The organism is Zooshikella ganghwensis (assembly GCF_018263875.1).
GTDB classification, from domain to species: domain Bacteria; phylum Pseudomonadota; class Gammaproteobacteria; order Pseudomonadales; family Zooshikellaceae; genus Zooshikella; species Zooshikella ganghwensis.
Genome location: NZ_JAEVHG010000022.1, coordinates 73,353 through 89,503, shown reverse-complemented (window position 1 = coordinate 89,503; position 16,151 = coordinate 73,353). Strand labels below are relative to the sequence as shown.

The window sequence follows — 16,151 nt, the reverse complement described above, 5'->3', positions numbered from 1 at the left end:
ACGACTTGGTTGACTGCTTCTTGTTTAAATTCGCCTGAGTAACGGATACCTTTACCCATGATTTACCTCTTATGGTTTAAGTTACATTTTTACCATAAAAAGTGTCTAAGGTTTTCAGGCCGTACCAGACTATTTGCTGAACTCATTTAGTACTCCATGATATTTCCGTATCAAAGGAAAGCTACTAGTTTAAAAGCGGTGAGGTATTCTATCTGTTGATTGTTTTTTAATCAATCTGTTGAGTGGGTAAGTGTAAGAAAAAAGCTTTGTAAGTAAGTGAGATAAATCATTACTTAATAGGTCCTTGCATAACAAGAAAGAATAGAACCATCAGCCAGAACTCCTCTTAGCTATAAGCGCGGCCTGATTTTTCTAATATACGTCTATCCCAGTCACTGGAGGGGCTAGAGTTAGGCGTAGAAAAGAGCAAACTTTTAAGTTCCAAAGAAGGGCGTGTTGTAACCTTCTTTGCTGTAATCCCATATATAACAAGGCTTCTAGCGATTTTCCCTCTCAGAAATAAAAGCGCGGCTTTGTTTTCTCTAATGTACGTGCAGCCCAGTAATGACAAGGCCTAGAGTTACGGCGTCGTATAGGTGCCTCAAAGATTCTTCCCTTAAGTTTCATATCTAAGTTTTTACTTTAATTAACCTCAAGGATTAACTCTATGTCTAATCAAAGTTTAACTCCTATCGGCGATTGATGATAAAGCCCAACCTACTGCTTTACATGCATAGAGGTCTATAACAACCATTAAATACAACTACTGTAGTGGAATGAAGGACTTATCCACATAGCATATGCATAAGCAAGTTCTTCACAGGCGTAAGTACCACGGTCAGGACTACCATTAATGACTCTGAGCTTGATTTCCTTGCTTTTTGCAAATTTGCACACTAGAAATTTCACTAATTAAATCTTGGGTTTGTTTATTCCTCATTCAAAGCGTGGGCGCTGTAGTGTTTCATGTTGTGGTCCATTTATTGCCGGATGTTGAAGTAAGCCTCTGAGATGACAGAACAGGGAGGAGAGTATTATCGGACTTAAACGTAGTTTTCACTGACGTTAGCGAAGGTACTAAAGAAGTTGGAGAGTTTATTGCCGCAATGCACCTTAAGCTTAAATTTTAAATGGTTCTAAATTTAAACTTGGGATTGGCTTAAAGTGTTTTATATTTGTAGTACAAACTGTTTCATTATAGCGAAGGCCTGTAGCAGCAATTAAAGCATCTCCCATTTCTACACTATGGCTTAACGCATATTGCTTTGTGTAACCACGAGCAGCTATTGAAATCTGGTTATCAATTTCATAAATTGTAAAGTGCAAAGCCTCTAACATCTTTTCAAAGTGCTGTAATTCTCTTTTGTTTCGGCAGTGCGGTACAAACTCCATGTATGTTACTGCAGAGATAGCACGCTTTTCTGTCTCAATTATCAACTCTTTGGCTTTCTCATAACCACGTGAAGCGTATATCAAGATGCTTGTATCAAATATCATCAAAACGCTTCCTTCGTCCTGTCCGCATTTGACGTATTTCGTTTTCAATGGTTTCACTATCAGCCGCTAGGTCTTTATGCATCCCAAAGAAGCTGTCACCATCCTTGCTTATGCTTTGTTTGACCTTTTTGGCGGGTTGTACTATTCCTAGTACCTCACCATGATATGTGATTTCTACGGGTTCGCCTCGTTTAAGCGCATCAATTAGCGCTTTGTGCTGGCTTTGTAGCTGTGAAGCTGTGATTTGCATACCTTAGTCCCCTACAAAAAATAGCTATTTTAAAATATATATTTTGTTTGGTGGTGAGTCAATCAATTTATACGTTTGCTCCTGACAATCCTTACAGGTATTAGTTTAAGCCTTGCGGTTATTTTGGCTTACTGTAATGTTTTGCTCTATGGTGGTCCTGTTGCTTGCTTTGTCTTCAAAGCAGTGAATCTGTGTAGCTTAAAAGCAGCTTCTAGCAATGTGGCTATAGGTCGTATTGAGCCATAGCCAAGATTAGCCATATCTGTTGTGTCTTTGCATGTATTTATCAAATAGACATGAATGTTAATTACTTCTGATTTGATTTAATTGGCAACATACGATGTACATTGTTGGATGTCTGCTAAGTCATAAATTAATTGACATATTAAAAGTTGAAAGAGTAGTTAAGTGTTGCACTATTAAAGGTGGACACAATCAAAGTTTCTGCTGTTTTTAGAAGTTTTCTGAGCTGGTAGGGGGGATTTTTACGCTGCTGAATAATTAAAAAGGCACTTAGATTTTTCTGCCAAAATCATTCTTGAGCAAGAGGTGTTCCTGAGAACTTTTCTTGCCATGATATTGCGTTTAAACAATAACATGAAATATGGTCTGTAGTTGCTAAGCAGTTGACATCCATGAATTATTTTAGCTTGAAAGAGTGGTCTATTATGGGTGATAAACTAAAAAAGAAGCTTAAAAATAAGCTAAAAAAGAAGAATAGTAATAAGAATAAGCAAATTGAAATAGAACCAATTGATACAATAGAGCCAGAGCCAAAGTATGTGAGTTCAATCCCAGTAGACCCTAACACAACTTCTGGTAGAAGCTTTCCTTTAAGGTTGACTGATATCGAAAAAGGACAACTACAGATACTAGCGGATAAATTACAAGAACTAGTACCAAATAAAAAAATTTCAAGGAGTAGGGTTTTAAGAGCATCAGTATATGTTCAAGATAGTATTTCTCTTAAAAAGCTTGCACGTTCTATTGTAGAGAATACTTAGTTTTTCGTTACTTTAGAATTAACGCTTTTAGATAATCTGCTAAGCCTCTCAAGCACTTATCTGGTTAAGGAGAGAGGCTCATTTGGTCTACTAGAAGCCTAATATGAGAGTGTCTTTAAGGTTCCTGTAGTGCATACCAAAGCCTGCATCTACAGAACACAGTTTATTCCCGTAAAGCTCACCGCTAAACTCTCTTTTTAACTGCTGAAAAGAGTTGGTTGTACACTTCATTAGCCAGCCTCTAACATTGGGGCCTGTTGGGATACACTTCATAAGGGCTGCAAAACGTCCTGAGTGATTAATGCAACTTTTATAGGAGGCTATAGCGTCTTCAGCAGCAACCATAAAGTTGTCATTAATTTTATGCTTATTCTTTAAGAAAAAATCATCACCAGTAATAACTGTAAGAATCTCAGCTACAAGTGTTTGTTGCTCTGGTGTAGGCATATATCGTCCTTAAAGTGTAGGTACAGTAGATTCAACTGAAGCAATGATTTTATGCAGCTCTTCTTGAGTGAAGTTTTTTGAGTCTATAGCTAAAACTTCATTTTCTAGCTTGTCATGAGTTATGTAGACAACTGAAAGCTTAGAGGAAACTGCTTCAAAGGCTTTCATAGGTCCTTTTTCATACATAAACAGTTTAGCATCGTCAAAAAGCATCATTTTAAATACAAATAATTCTGCTTTTTCTTTCTTTGTTATGTCCTTTAAAGCTTTACTGTCAGGCTTGCTTTGAAAAGCTGTCTCAAAGAACTGCTTTATTTCCATTGAGTTTTGATTTTCTCTTAACTCAAACATCAAAGCCTTTTTATCAAATATAACAAATTGGGTTTTCTCGCTAGATACCCATCTCTGAATATCATTTTTAGGTAAATTTATTCTGAATGGACCAATCTCATAAGAGAGGCTTTTTTCATATTTTGCTTTAGGCCAGTCTATAGATTTAGCCACAAGGTTGCATGTAGGGCGGTCCTTACATAAAGTCTCAACGCTTGGTAGCTTTTCCTCGTCACTAACATTAATAGTAGACGCAGCTATTCCAGCCACAGACCAGCAGAGTAACGATGATAGAACTAGATGCTTTAACACTTAGTGGTGCTCCATCCTTTGAATAACTTTGAGTGTTGAACCATAGCACAACAAGGGGGTGAGAGTACTTGAGCTACTTCTAATTATGTGGTCCAGCTATCGCTATACTTAGGTTAGGCTAGGGCGGTCCATAATTATCTTCGTCTGTTTCCAGCTTTTCATGTTGAAGTGGAGAATAATAGAAAATAATAACTGGCAAATAGTAAGACAGTAAGCGTAAGGCTTAAGTTTTGTGAGCTATTTGTTAAATGTAACTATCTGATATTAAAGAAATTTATTCCCAAAATTGGAGGTATTTAGTTCTGTGGATTGTATACGGATAAAAATTGAGAGAGACAAAAGTAACCAAAAATTATTCTGTTAAAGCATTGCTAATGCGGTCTTACTTCTTTTTTGTTGGTTGATAAAACTTACCACGTTCAGCGTTGGACCAATCAGTTATTGGTGGAATATCACTAGTATCAATTTGGCTATCTGTCTTTGCCGCTAAAGCTTGTAGTTCCTCAATTTGCTGTGGTATGAGAGGGTCAGAAGGGTCTATATCACGCTCTTCTAGGTTGGTCTCATTGGTTTCTTTTTCTTTCATTGGTTCAGGTCCAAGAAGTATTGGGGTTAAAGAATTATAGTTGAGATAAGCTGTTTAAGATATAAGACAGATTGAAGCCATTATGATGGCACAGATAGAAGACAGTTGGAGACGAAAGTAGTTGACAGGAAGTGTTCGGAACTGCTACAAAATTAGTTCGAGAGTTGCTACAAAGTTGGCTTTAGGCTTGGATACTTTGAGAAGAAAAAATCTAGGAAAATCAATAGGATAGGCAATATGGTGCCGAAGGGGAGACTCGAACTCCCACGCCCAAAGGGCACTGCCACCTGAAGACAGCGTGTCTACCAATTCCACCACTTCGGCATGGAAGAATAAGAATGGTGCCCAGAGGCGGAATCGAACCACCGACACGGGGATTTTCAGTCCCCTGCTCTACCGACTGAGCTATCTGGGCAACGCTCGGGCCGCTATTAAACCGTTAGCGGCACAAAGAGTCAAGAGTTGGTTGTTAAAAAAGTTTGTAAACAGGTTAGTGTTGTATAAATAGTATTCAATTTATAGGTTAATCTGATGTTGGTACATAACCATCAGCCTGATCTACCTCATCATTTGCGAAGAACTTATCCATCTGTTCTGTGAGGTACTTTCGGGTATCGGGTTCCATTAAGTTGAGTCGCTTTTCATTAATAAGCATTGTTTGATGTTTTTGCCAGGCTTCCCAAGCCTCTTTGCTAATGTTGTTATAAATCCACTGGCCTTTTTCTCCAGGGTAGGGGGGAACTGCTAACCCTTCAGCTTCTTTATTTAGTTTTTGGCAAAATATGGTACGTGTCATGTTGAGAACTCCATTAAAGCTCAATGGCATACTGTGTAGCCTGTTGGTGCGCAAGTTTGCTAATCAACTTTTTAACAGGTGCAGCTAAACCAATGGAAGGTGGTTGATATACGTTATACCAAAGCCTATTGTTGTCTTCCATAACTTGCAATGGTTGTGAGCTTTCCAGCTGGCAGACCACAGGGATAATATTAAGCTGGAAGTGACTGAAGACATGTTTGACTGGAGACCAATGGACTGGCTTTAATAGTTTAAGCTTGAGCTGATTTCCCAACTTAGTAAGCTGTTGCCGAGTTACGGTATTATTATCAGACTCGGTAAGTGCTATTTCAGGAAAGCTCCAGAGCCCGCCCCATATACCTTGTGTAGGACGCTTGTTTAATAGTACTTCGCCATTCTTATTTACAGCGAGCAACATAGCTACAGACTTAATGGGTTGTGTTTTCTTTGGTTTAGGGCTTGGAAAGCGAGTGGGATCACCCATTTGATAGCCTTGGCAATGTTTTTGTATTGGGCACTCATCACATTTAGGTTTGGTGCGGGTACATATCATTGCACCAAGGTCCATCATAGCCTGAGTATAATCTGCTACACGTTTATGTGGGGTGTAGTGTTCAGCTATTGCCCAAAGTTGATTTTGAATCGGTGTACTACCTGGCCAACCTTCAATAGATTCAAAGCGAGCCAGTACCCGTTTTACATTCCCATCTAATATGGCTGCACGCTGGCCCATCGCAATGGAAGCAATAGCGCCAGCAGTTGACCGGCCTACACCAGGTAATGTACTTAGCTCGTCAACGGATGCAGGGAATTGGCCATTGTATGTTTCACAGATCATCTTAGCGGCTTTATGAAGATTTCTAGCCCGTGCGTAATAACCAAGCCCTGTCCATAAATGAAGTACTTCATCTGTTTCGGCGGCAGCTAGTTTGGCAACATTTGGAAAACGTGCCATGAACCGTTCAAAATAAGGAATTACAGTACTTACTTGTGTTTGCTGCAGCATAATTTCAGATACCCAGACATTATACGGGGTTTTCTTTTGCTGCCAGGGCAAATGTTTGCGGCCATGCCGATCAAACCAGCGTAACACTGCTTGATTAAAAGTATTGGCTCTAATCATGTATATATATTGTTTTTTACACAGAAACGAGGGGATATAGTATCTTGTGAGGCATGTAAAAAGAAAGGGTATAACATACTGCTATACCCTTTGTTGAAAAGTAACAATATTAATTTTATGGTTAATCCAAAAAGCGCTTCAGTAAATCACCCACAGGTTTTAGTTCAGGTTTATCTTCCAGTTTTTTATCAATTTTACGTTCAAGTTCAGATTTGACTTGGCTTGCAGCAATTTCACCTACTTTTTCCTGGTCGATACCACATAGCTCTTTGTCAGAAAAACCCCCTTGGCAACGAACAGGCCAGCGGATGTTCGCGTAGCGTTTATTGATTTGGCAGGCTTCCTCTCCTGCATTACTTTGGGAACCAGTAATCGTTAATCCCAACCGATAGTCCAAAGATTCGGTTAATAGGTTAACAGTACCATAGCCATCAATATTGAGCTGTTCGAGTTTTGCGATGAGTTTTTGGTTATCTACTACACCATTTCGAATAATGATTTGACCAGACATATCTTGAAAAGGGGTACTTGTTCCCCAGTCTTTTTTACTGACTTTTTCTTTTCTTACTTTGGCAATGGCTTTACATAGTATTTTATCCACATTGGTCTGAGTAAGTTCGCCATTAGCAATGGCAAAGTTGGCTTGGCCATTTAAAGACTCGATCAACTGTGTTTTAGTATTGCCTTTTGTAGAAAACTGTCCGGTTAAGTTAGCGGCACCTTTTATTGCATTCAAATCAGCATAATTCATCAATGCTTGATAAACATTAATATTATTTGCTTTAGTTGTGACATCAATTATAGGTGTTTTCTTTGTAACATCAATTGCGACTGTTTTATTGATTGTGCCGCCCAACGTTTTTGCTGTGACTGGGGAAAGTTGGATATTTCCATTATTGGCATGGATCGTAAGATTTACATCTTCAAGTTTTGTTTTTTGCTGCGTTAGTGAGTTTAAGTGTAATTTACCCTTTAGGTTTAATTTGCGTAAGGTATCTATGGGTAGAATGGGTGTATTATCAGCAGTTTTAACTGGAGTAGAGGTTTTAGCTGATTCATTCTTTTCTGATTGAGTTTTCGAGGCAGATGAACTTGTAGTGGAGCTGGTTGCAGGGGTAAAGTGATCTACAACTAAATCACTTCCTTTGACATCAAACTCATAGCGTGGCTGTTTAGTAATATTTGCCAATGTCATTTTACCGTTGAGTGTAAAATCACCTGCAGTTAAATTTAATTTGTTCAGTACAATATTACCAGCATCACCATTAATTTGACTTGTGAATGAGAATTTGTTTAATGCATCTAATTTTGTGGGTTTATAGTTTATCCCAAGACCCTGAAGCCACTCGGGTAAGTTATCCACTGAAAGTGAGATATTACCTTTGACGGTAGGCTGAATAAAGTTGGTCAGTGATACATTGCTTTTAGCCATGAGCTGCTTATCGGACAGTACCAAGTTTTTAATATTTATTTGTTGTGCTTGACTAGCTAACTCAATTTTTTCTGCAGACACGTCTAGGTCTATTGCAAAAGGTTGTTTCTCAGTTGTCAATTGACCCTGACTGTTTAATGAAAACTCTTTTAGCTCAAAACGTTGTTGTTTAAGGTCAAATAAAAAGTCAGTGCGAACTTTTTCATCAAGCTTAAATGCAGGTTGATTACCAGAGGCTGAAAAACTTACTTGAATAGGAAAGTACTGATTATTTGCAATGTTAGAGGCACTCACATTTAAATTTTTCAGGTTAAATGTTTGTGATTTTTGTTGGTCTTGATAGTTTAAGGTAATATTTTTGAGTGAAACGGCGCTGATATTAAGTTCTGTCGTGCTTTTTCCTGTATTTGATGTTGTGTTACTATCCTGATCTGATGTTTCTGCTGGCGTTGTTTTACTGGCAGGTTTATTTTGAGATTGTGTTGTTTCTATTTGCCAGTTTGGTACGCCCTTTTTATCTTTAACAAGGTTAACTTCTGCACCTTCTATATTGAGTGCTGTGACTTTTAGCTCGTTACTCAGTAAGGGAAATAACTCAACTTCAACTTGAGCATAATCGACTAACACCAATTTTTCTTCTTTAGGTGTGGTTACAGAGAGTTTGTTCGCTGAAAAACCTAATGAAGGGAAAAATGAAAGCTCAAGTGGACCCTCAATATCAAGAGTCAATCCGGTATTTTCTTTGACGATGGTACGAATTGTATTTTTGTATTGGTCTGCATCGATAAAAAAATTCAATGCGAGAATTGCGACCACAACCAGTAGTAATAAGGTGAAAATAACACCTAACGAAATTTTAATCACCGACTTCATATCAGTTTCCTTAGACTCGAAACGTTTACGTTTTGCAAGAGGTAGTGTGCAATACCACAGAGTTTGACTCATAGCACACCATTTAGACAAAGACGTCAAGTGGGTCAGGTTTAAATTCTCAGTAGATTATGCCTCTACATAAGGTGCTCATGCTTAATTATGATGCGTGTGAGATCGTTAAACAGGATAACCTAGGTGTATTTAACTTTGGTGAATGGTTAGACGCCAATATAATCCGCTACCTTATTAGCAATAGCTAATGATGCTGTTAAACCGGGACTTTCTATTCCAAACAGGTTTATTAAGCCAGGTATTTGATGTTCTGCTGCAGTTTGTATCATGAAGTCAGCTGGTGGTGAGTTGGGTGCCTGAAGTTTTGGGCGAATGCCTGCATAGTCTGGAACCAATTGCTCTTTTTTTAATCCAGGATAATAGCGCTGAATGGCCTGGTAATAGGTTGTAAGGTGGTGTGTACTGACATCATAGTTAACTCTGTCGATATACTCCGTATCGGGCCCAAAGCGAACCTGACCTGCTAAGTCTATGGTGGCATGAATACCTAAACCTGTCGTGTTAGCTTCAGGGAGCGGATAAATCAAGTGATTGAGTTTAAAGGAGCCGGCGAGTTTAAAGTAGCTACCTTTGCAGTAATAGAGTGATGGAATATCAGACTTAGGAAATCCTTCAATAGTATTGGCTATCGTCTGTGCGTGGAGACCACCTGCGTTGATCAAAACCTGACTAGAAAACTGGTATGCTTCTTTGCCTGTTTGAACATTCAGAATAAACCGATTGCTGGAAATTTCTCCCTGTTTAAATTGTGTGTTGCGTAAAAGTAGTGCTCCTCGTTCTTCTGCTAATCGAGATAATGTTAACAATAACTGATGGCTATCAATTATGCCCGTACTAGGAGAAAGCAAAGCACTGGTTGCTTGTATTGCAGGTTCAAGCTTTTTGACCTGTTGAGAAGATAAGAACTGTAGGTCGTTTACACCATTATTGATGGCTTGTTGTTGAACTAAAGCCAAACGTTCTTCATCATCAGTGGTATTTGCAACAATCAGCTTACCACAGCGACGATGAGGCACTTGATACAGTTGACAGAAGTCATACAGCAGCTCTTTTCCTTCAACACAAAGCGTCGCTTTTAATGATTGTGTGGGGTAATAAATGCCTGCGTGAATCACCTCGCTGTTGCGGCTACTGATTTCCTCACCAATATGTTTATGTTGCTCTAGAATAACAATAGTTTTATTGGGTTGGGCAAGACGTGCTGCCAGTGCAAGTCCAATGACTCCAGCACCAATGATAGTGATATCAACTGATTCCATGATTTTATTATTTGCATTTTTATTGAGTGGAAGCAACATTATACACTCGGTAATCTGTAGCAAACAGGATTGTTTCTCCTAAACAATGGGTTTTTATAGAGTTAGGTTATAGGTGAACTACCGTTAAGCAATAGCGCTTGCTGTTGATATTTCAACAAACATTGGGTTTTGAGCATTCTTGTATATTTGATCAATCATTAAATGATTTTTTGTGATAGAAGGTAAGGCTGTTCTATGCTGATAAAGTTGGAAAACTAATTCTTTTGACTGTAGTGGTTATTCGTGAAAAAAATAGTTACAGTTTTCGTTGTTTTTAATCTGCTAACGGTAGTTAATTATACCCTTGCAGATAGCTTAACATGGTGTGCTTATTACAACTGGAATCCCTGGATATATCCAACATCTAAAGATAGTTATGCTGGAGTAATTATCGATCAGTTAGTGCTGTTTAAGAGGAATAACCCAAATATTGATGTTAAACCTATCGTGATTGATAATTGGAAAAGATGTCAAGCTGAGGTTGCTAGTGGTCATATCACCATGATACTCGGCGCGAATAAAACACCAGCGCGGGAAAAACTCTACTATTATTTACCAGAACCCGCATTCATCAATTTTTCAACGGTGGGTGTCTATACAAGTGCTGATAATGATAAAGTTGATAATATTAACAAAATTGATGATTTACGGCAGTTTAGTTTAGTGATGGTTAGGGGTAACTCTTATGGTTCAACGGTTGATAATTTTGTTAAAAGCCTTATTGATAATAAAATGAAGGAAGTTTCAAACCAAGGTCAATTACTGAAGTTAGTTAAGAGTAAACGCTTTGATTATTTTTTTCTTCCGCTAGGAGATCTTGGCTCAACAATTGACAAATATCGTAGCCAATTCGCTGATTTAGAGTCCTCAGATTATCGACTTGTATATAAAATTTCTAGAGCAACGCCGGTGTTTTATGTGTTTGGGAAAAAAAGAGGGTTCTATAAAAAGTATGCTGATAAATGGATAGCCACTATTAAAGAGTATTATAATACTGTCAATTTTGATACAGAAGTTGCACGTCATAAGGCTGCCAAAACACAGTAATGTGATTTACACGTATGGTTAAGCCCTAGTGGTTTATGCATAAAAAAGTTAACAACTCCCTCTATATTTCATAAGCTATCCGCTTGCATTGAGTTGGGATAGCTTTAACAATTTTTTTACTGATTTAGCACTGCATTTAAACTCTCAATGGTCCTAGGCCAAGGTGTAATATTACGTAGTTGGTTGAGTGGTGGTGTTGTTAGGGCGAGTTTGGCTTGTTGTTGATTTTCGTACAGTCCATATACTAAAACGTGCCAGTTTTTTTGTTTGGCTGTATATTCAAGTAAAATTCCATTTTGTAAGAAAGGATGTTGTTTAAGAAAGTTATTAATTGTTTGGGTTTTTTGTGCGGCCAATAACTGTAGTGTTAAATAGTTAGTGGGTACATCAGAAAAAATATTTCGAGGTGTATTGGCTTGCTGTATTTGTTTTTGAATTGCTTTGGTAATCCGTGGGCGCTCTTTAGTGCTCACTGACTCCAGTGATTCTGAATAGTTTTCTCCATTAAACTGTTCTCCAGGTTTACACTTCCAAGCCGTGTTTTTACCTGCCAGACATTCCCAGCCGGAGGCGATACCTGTAGGAAACTCAGCCATTGATACGTCAGCATCACTGACTGCCTGGGTGTCTGACGTTTCCATAGTGATATCGTCTTGGCTGTCTTCTGAATCATCAAAAGAAAACCAAGAGCAGCCAGCTATTGACATGATTAGTAGAATGGCTAGATAAAGATTCAAGGTTAACTTCATGGAAACGCCCCCGTTTGGTGCTTTACGAAATCTTTAATTATTAGAAAGAACCTTTTGAGATGACTAGATAAACGAAACCTTTCTTCTTTTTGGGTGAGGCTCTTCAGTTTGGAACTACTTAAATAGATATAGCAATCGAATGGCTATAAGGCGAATCTTTCATTAATTGAATACGTACCATCAGCGAAGGTTGTAGGTTAAAAACAGCATTTACGCTGAATCAAAAGTAGTAAGTAGTCACTTATTGTTATGACAGTTTAGATAACTCAAGCCATACTAAAAGTATGCATGTTGCTGTTAGGGGGATATTTAAAGCAGAAGAGAGGTTCCCATATGCCGATTGAAAAACTCAAACAACAGACAGTTGAATCTACTCAACAATTAAATGCACTCTATAAAACATTGGCTTCAACCATTCAACAGCAGCCAGAAAATCAGGAGTTGATAAAACTGGTTGAAGAACTGAACCGTTGTTGTCATCGAGTTGAAAAGCATACAAAAGAGCTGCTTGTGGCCGCAGGTGTTATGAACCAAACGCTTGAGCAACAGTTTGAAAGGGATTTACAGCAAGTGATGGAGAAGTGGTAATTTTTAATGTTAATCGTTGAGTAGCCTTGGCATGTGGAACTGTTAGCTCAAGGCTAGTTCAAAGCTAGAAGTCTTTAGGGGCTTGTTCGAACACTAGGTTTACTTGTTGTTGCTGGGCTAAACGATTAATTTCAGCATGAAGCCGTTTACCAACGCCTCTGTTTCGAGTGACTTTTCGCACACAAATGGAGCGAATATGCCAGTCATATTCAAGTTGTTCAACTACTGCAGCACCCACAAGCCGGTCATTGAAACGGGCCCCAATAAAGTGGGTCATTGGCTGCTCAATAATGGATTGAACAAACTGTTTAACTCGGCTAATGGCATGATGGTTTTCATAGTCACATAACATCCAATTAGGAGCATCCAAGTAAATCTTGGTTAAATCCTCACGGTCTTGTTCGCTTGGAAAGTCAATAATTTCAACAATAATCGGCATAATTAACCATCGTCTTAAAACACAAGTCGTATTCTAAACAGCTTCTATGTAGGATCATTAGATAGCATGTTTGTTATGAGCCTACCATAAGTCGAGTATATACCCTGCGTGAACTCTTTTTATACACATTATCGTTAGCACTCATTATTTATGGGATGGTGATGTATTACTTATGTAAGCTAAATTACTCTGTGTTGAAGTGTATATGTATATACAACTCCTTTGCTAAATACTCGGTAAATTAGCTTAAAATGCGGGCAAAATGATTATATCTGCGGTTATAATGTGCCTATCTTTAAATTGGTGATAAGTTTTAATGGGTTAATTTATACCTAAAACGGCAAGTGTATTTGAAGCAAGCACCCATATATGGGTGAGAAGTGTGCTGAAGTAAGCTTTGAACTCATTATCAAATAAATTCATATCAACAAGATGAGTGCGTGGAGATCGAAATGGTGAGTCGTACTGCCACTGTAGAACGCAATACCCTGGAAACTCAAATCAAAGTGACAGTGAATCTGGATGGTTCTGGAAAATCACAGTTTGATACAGGCGTTCCCTTTTTAGAGCATATGCTAGATCAGATTGCACGACATGGTCTGATTGATATGACAATTGTGGCCAAGGGCGATAACCATATTGATGATCACCATACTGTTGAAGACATTGGCATCACACTTGGTCAGGCTATTAGCCAAGCGCTTGGTGATAAAGCGGGTATTACTCGCTATGGTCATGCCTATGTTCCTCTGGATGAAGCACTGTCTCGCGTAGTGGTTGATTTTTCGGGTCGGCCGGGGCTGGAGTTTCATGTTCCTTTTACTCGAGCGATGATTGGACAGTTTGATGTGGATTTGTGCTATGAGTTTTTCCAAGGGTTTGTTAATCATGCGCTTGTATCCTTGCATGTGGATAACTTGCGGGGGCGTAATGCTCACCACCAAATAGAAACCGTATTTAAGGCATTTGGGCGGGCACTGCGCATGGCGCTGACCCTTGACTCTCGAATGTCTGGCATTGTGCCATCCACTAAAGGCAGCCTATAAGAAATTTCACTTTCTTAAGTTGAATTGGATTTACTAGAAAACGAGGGTTGTTGATGAAACGTGTGGTGGTGGTGGACTATGGCATGGGGAACTTGCACTCTGTGGCAAAAGCGCTGGAGCATGTCGCGCCTATTGACTGGCGAGTACAGGTAAGTGCTGATGCAGAAGTGATTCGTCATGCTGATCATGTGGTATTTCCTGGGGTTGGTGCGATCCGTGACTGTATGGCAGAGATTAGGCGTCTGCACCTGGATGAACTGATCAAAGAAATTGTTCAGCGAATACCTGTACTCGGTATTTGCGTAGGGATGCAGTCGCTACTCAGTCACAGTGAAGAAAATGAAGGTGTTGACTGCATTGACTTGATTCCAGGTCATGTACGTTTTTTTGGTAAAGACTTAAAGGATGAGCACAGCCAACGATTAAAAGTACCGCATATGGGGTGGAATCAAGTTGAGCAAGTAGGAAACCACCCTATTTGGCAAGGTATTCCTGATAATAGTCGCTTTTACTTCGTGCATAGCTATTACGTTCAAGCTGATCAGCCTGCAGATGTTATTGGACGTGGCTACTACGGGGTAAAACTCGATGCTGTGCTGGCTGTGGATAACTTAGTTGCAGTGCAGTTTCACCCAGAAAAAAGTGCAGCGCTGGGACTTCAGCTGCTGAAAAATTTTCTTTCCTGGCAACCATAAGATAGGGCTTTCTCAATGTTGTTAATTCCAGCCATTGACTTAAAAGATGGAGAATGTGTTCGTTTACGCCAAGGTGAAATGGCCGATGCTACCGTCTTCAGCGATGATCCAGTTGCCATGGCAAGTCATTGGGTTGATATGGGATGTCGTCGCCTGCACTTGGTAGATTTAAATGGGGCCTTTGCAGGAGAACCTGTGAATGGGGAAATTGTTAAAGCTATAGCTAAGGCCTACCCTAATCTACCTATTCAGATTGGTGGTGGTATTCGCTCACTCGCCACAATCGAAGCCTACCTTAGAGCTGGAGTGCACTATGTGATCATTGGTACTCAAGCAGTTAAACAGCCTGAATTTGTAGCCGAATCCTGTGCAGCTTTTCCTGATCATATTATTGTGGGATTAGATGCCAAAGATGGCATGGTAGCCATTGATGGTTGGGCAACAGTGACCTCGGTTAATGTGATTGAGCTGGCTCAACGCTTTGTAAATGATGGCGTCTCTGCCATTGTTTACACCGATATTGCTCGAGATGGCATGATGCAAGGGGTCAATGTTGAAGCAACAGTACAGCTTGCTGAGCAGTGCAATATTCCAGTGATTGCATCAGGTGGCATCACCAATATGGATGATATTCGGGCACTGAGTGCTGTAGCTGATCGCGGTATTCTGGGCGCGATAACAGGGCGTGCTATTTACGAGGGCACATTAGATTTGGCTGAAGCCCAGGCATTTTGTGATTTATCTACAGAGCAGCGGGGTAGTTAGTCAAATGGGTTTAGCGAAACGCATTATTCCCTGCTTGGATGTTGAAAATGGCCGCGTTGTGAAAGGTGTGCAGTTTGTTGATATTCGTGATGCAGGTGATCCCGTTGAGGTGGCTAAGCGTTATAACGAGGCTGGGGCGGATGAAATCACGTTTCTGGATATTACCGCCAGTCATGAAGAGCGGGATACCACCGTTCATACTGTGGAGCGCATTGCCGGAGAGGTATTTATTCCGCTGACCGTTGGGGGTGGTATTCGTAAGATTGAGGATATACGCACCATGCTCAATGCTGGGGCAGATAAAGTCAGCATTAATACCGCTGCCGTCTTCAACCCTGACTTTGTGAAAGCGGCTGCAGACCGTTTTGGTGCTCAATGCATTGTTGTAGCCATAGATGCGAAAAAGGTGAGTGCTCCACAGGAAGAAGATCGATGGGAAATTTTTACCCATGGGGGCCGTAAGCCCACAGGTTTGGATGCGGTTGAGTGGGCAGCAAAGATGGAAGCCTATGGGGCGGGTGAAATTTTATTGACCAGTATGGATCAGGATGGTGTTAAGTCTGGTTATGATTTAGGCGTCACAAGAGCTATCTGTGAGGCGGTCAATATTCCCGTGATCGCATCAGGTGGAGCGGGTAATCTCGACCATTTGGTGGATGGCATTAAACAAGGCTTGGCCGATGCAGTGCTTGCCGCCAGTATTTTTCACTTTGGTGAGTATACGATCCAGCAGGCTAAAGATTATATGCGTCAACATGGCATAGAAATGCGTTGATTGATGTTTAGGGTACACTCATAGCGG

At 39.8% G+C, this 16,151-nt stretch carries 19 protein-coding genes and 2 tRNA genes; 7 read left to right on the top strand and 14 right to left on the bottom strand.

The genetic code is table 11. The features are described from left to right. Nucleotides 1–753: 753 nt before the first annotated feature. The 3 genes from KHS79_RS26395 to KHS79_RS22170 all read right to left on the bottom strand — a co-directional run bounded on the left by KHS79_RS26395 (nucleotide 754) and on the right by KHS79_RS22170 (nucleotide 1,747). Nucleotides 754–897, bottom strand: coding sequence for a KilA-N domain-containing protein (locus tag KHS79_RS26395; RefSeq protein ID WP_212722182.1), 144 nt, complete (start codon nucleotides 895–897; stop codon nucleotides 754–756). Nucleotides 898–1,119: 222 nt separating this feature from the next. Continuing rightward, a complete protein-coding gene (locus KHS79_RS22175) occupies nucleotides 1,120–1,497 on the bottom strand; it encodes a type II toxin-antitoxin system VapC family toxin (RefSeq protein WP_212722180.1) in 378 nt (125 codons plus the stop codon). Continuing rightward, nucleotides 1,487–1,747: a type II toxin-antitoxin system Phd/YefM family antitoxin gene (locus KHS79_RS22170; RefSeq protein ID WP_212722178.1), complete on the bottom strand. Its 261-nt coding sequence runs from the start codon at nucleotides 1,745–1,747 to the stop codon at nucleotides 1,487–1,489. The genes KHS79_RS22175 and KHS79_RS22170 overlap by 11 nt, the downstream gene beginning before the upstream one ends. Nucleotides 1,748–2,382: 635 nt before the next feature. On the opposite strand from KHS79_RS22170, the gene KHS79_RS22165 reads away from it, so the two are divergent. Then, nucleotides 2,383–2,751 carry a hypothetical protein gene (locus KHS79_RS22165; protein WP_212722175.1) on the top strand — a complete coding sequence of 123 codons (369 nt, stop codon included), beginning with the start codon at nucleotides 2,383–2,385 and terminating at the stop codon, nucleotides 2,749–2,751. A gap of 90 nt (nucleotides 2,752–2,841) precedes the next feature. Here the strand turns inward: KHS79_RS22165 and KHS79_RS22160 are convergent, their stop codons facing one another. From KHS79_RS22160 to KHS79_RS22120, 9 genes are all read right to left on the bottom strand, one after another. Continuing rightward, nucleotides 2,842–3,198 carry a hypothetical protein gene (locus KHS79_RS22160; RefSeq protein ID WP_212722173.1) on the bottom strand — a complete coding sequence of 119 codons (357 nt, stop codon included), beginning with the start codon at nucleotides 3,196–3,198 and terminating at the stop codon, nucleotides 2,842–2,844. A gap of 9 nt (nucleotides 3,199–3,207) precedes the next feature. Beyond that, nucleotides 3,208–3,840 carry a hypothetical protein gene (locus tag KHS79_RS22155; protein ID WP_212722171.1) on the bottom strand — a complete coding sequence of 211 codons (633 nt, stop codon included), beginning with the start codon at nucleotides 3,838–3,840 and terminating at the stop codon, nucleotides 3,208–3,210. A gap of 382 nt (nucleotides 3,841–4,222) precedes the next feature. Then, nucleotides 4,223–4,426, bottom strand: coding sequence for a hypothetical protein (locus KHS79_RS22150; protein ID WP_212722169.1), 204 nt, complete (start codon nucleotides 4,424–4,426; stop codon nucleotides 4,223–4,225). Nucleotides 4,427–4,664: 238 nt separating this feature from the next. Continuing rightward, nucleotides 4,665–4,750: transfer RNA gene (locus KHS79_RS22145), tRNA-Leu, on the bottom strand. Between the two features lie 15 nt (nucleotides 4,751–4,765). Next, nucleotides 4,766–4,841: transfer RNA gene (locus KHS79_RS22140), tRNA-Phe, on the bottom strand. Nucleotides 4,842–4,949: 108 nt separating this feature from the next. Then, nucleotides 4,950–5,222, bottom strand: a complete 273-nt coding sequence (locus KHS79_RS22135) for an oxidative damage protection protein (RefSeq protein ID WP_094789498.1) — start codon at nucleotides 5,220–5,222, stop codon at nucleotides 4,950–4,952. Nucleotides 5,223–5,235: 13 nt separating this feature from the next. After that, nucleotides 5,236–6,345, bottom strand: coding sequence for an A/G-specific adenine glycosylase (gene mutY, locus KHS79_RS22130; RefSeq protein ID WP_212722167.1), 1,110 nt, complete (start codon nucleotides 6,343–6,345; stop codon nucleotides 5,236–5,238). Between the two features lie 121 nt (nucleotides 6,346–6,466). Next, a complete protein-coding gene (locus KHS79_RS22125) occupies nucleotides 6,467–8,650 on the bottom strand; it encodes an AsmA family protein (RefSeq protein WP_212722165.1) in 2,184 nt (727 codons plus the stop codon). A gap of 218 nt (nucleotides 8,651–8,868) precedes the next feature. After that, on the bottom strand, nucleotides 8,869–9,981 hold the full coding sequence (locus KHS79_RS22120; RefSeq protein WP_212722163.1) for an NAD(P)/FAD-dependent oxidoreductase: 1,113 nt from the start codon (nucleotides 9,979–9,981) through the stop codon (nucleotides 8,869–8,871). A 282-nt stretch (nucleotides 9,982–10,263) separates the two neighbouring features. Between KHS79_RS22120 and KHS79_RS22115 the strand changes: the two genes are divergently transcribed. Then, nucleotides 10,264–11,067 (top strand): substrate-binding periplasmic protein, encoded by an 804-nt coding sequence (locus KHS79_RS22115; RefSeq protein WP_212722161.1) that lies wholly within the window; start codon nucleotides 10,264–10,266, stop codon nucleotides 11,065–11,067. 116 nt (nucleotides 11,068–11,183) lie between these two features. On the opposite strand, the gene KHS79_RS22110 is transcribed toward KHS79_RS22115, so the two are convergent. After that, nucleotides 11,184–11,816: an SPOR domain-containing protein gene (locus KHS79_RS22110; RefSeq protein ID WP_133296170.1), complete on the bottom strand. Its 633-nt coding sequence runs from the start codon at nucleotides 11,814–11,816 to the stop codon at nucleotides 11,184–11,186. A 333-nt stretch (nucleotides 11,817–12,149) separates the two neighbouring features. Here KHS79_RS22110 and KHS79_RS22105 point away from each other — a divergent pair, with 333 nt between their 5' ends. After that, nucleotides 12,150–12,404 carry a hypothetical protein gene (locus tag KHS79_RS22105; protein WP_027707006.1) on the top strand — a complete coding sequence of 85 codons (255 nt, stop codon included), beginning with the start codon at nucleotides 12,150–12,152 and terminating at the stop codon, nucleotides 12,402–12,404. 64 nt (nucleotides 12,405–12,468) lie between these two features. Here the strand turns inward: KHS79_RS22105 and KHS79_RS22100 are convergent, their stop codons facing one another. After that, nucleotides 12,469–12,843, bottom strand: coding sequence for an acetyl-CoA sensor PanZ family protein (locus KHS79_RS22100; RefSeq protein ID WP_212722159.1), 375 nt, complete (start codon nucleotides 12,841–12,843; stop codon nucleotides 12,469–12,471). Between the two features lie 452 nt (nucleotides 12,844–13,295). Between KHS79_RS22100 and hisB the strand changes: the two genes are divergently transcribed. The 4 genes from hisB to hisF are packed head-to-tail and all read left to right on the top strand — an operon-like array spanning nucleotide 13,296 to nucleotide 16,124. Continuing rightward, nucleotides 13,296–13,889 (top strand): imidazoleglycerol-phosphate dehydratase HisB, encoded by a 594-nt coding sequence (gene hisB / locus KHS79_RS22095; RefSeq protein ID WP_094789018.1) that lies wholly within the window; start codon nucleotides 13,296–13,298, stop codon nucleotides 13,887–13,889. 53 nt (nucleotides 13,890–13,942) lie between these two features. Then, nucleotides 13,943–14,584, top strand: a complete 642-nt coding sequence (gene hisH / locus KHS79_RS22090) for an imidazole glycerol phosphate synthase subunit HisH (RefSeq protein WP_212722157.1) — start codon at nucleotides 13,943–13,945, stop codon at nucleotides 14,582–14,584. Nucleotides 14,585–14,599: 15 nt separating this feature from the next. Continuing rightward, the gene (gene hisA, locus KHS79_RS22085; RefSeq protein WP_212722155.1) at nucleotides 14,600–15,349 is read left to right on the top strand and encodes a 1-(5-phosphoribosyl)-5-[(5-phosphoribosylamino)methylideneamino]imidazole-4-carboxamide isomerase; all 750 of its coding nucleotides are present in this window, start codon (nucleotides 14,600–14,602) and stop codon (nucleotides 15,347–15,349) included. Nucleotides 15,350–15,353: 4 nt separating this feature from the next. Continuing rightward, complete coding sequence (gene hisF / locus KHS79_RS22080; RefSeq protein ID WP_212722154.1) at nucleotides 15,354–16,124, top strand: imidazole glycerol phosphate synthase subunit HisF; 771 nt, start codon at nucleotides 15,354–15,356, stop codon at nucleotides 16,122–16,124. Nucleotides 16,125–16,151 lie beyond the last annotated feature (27 nt).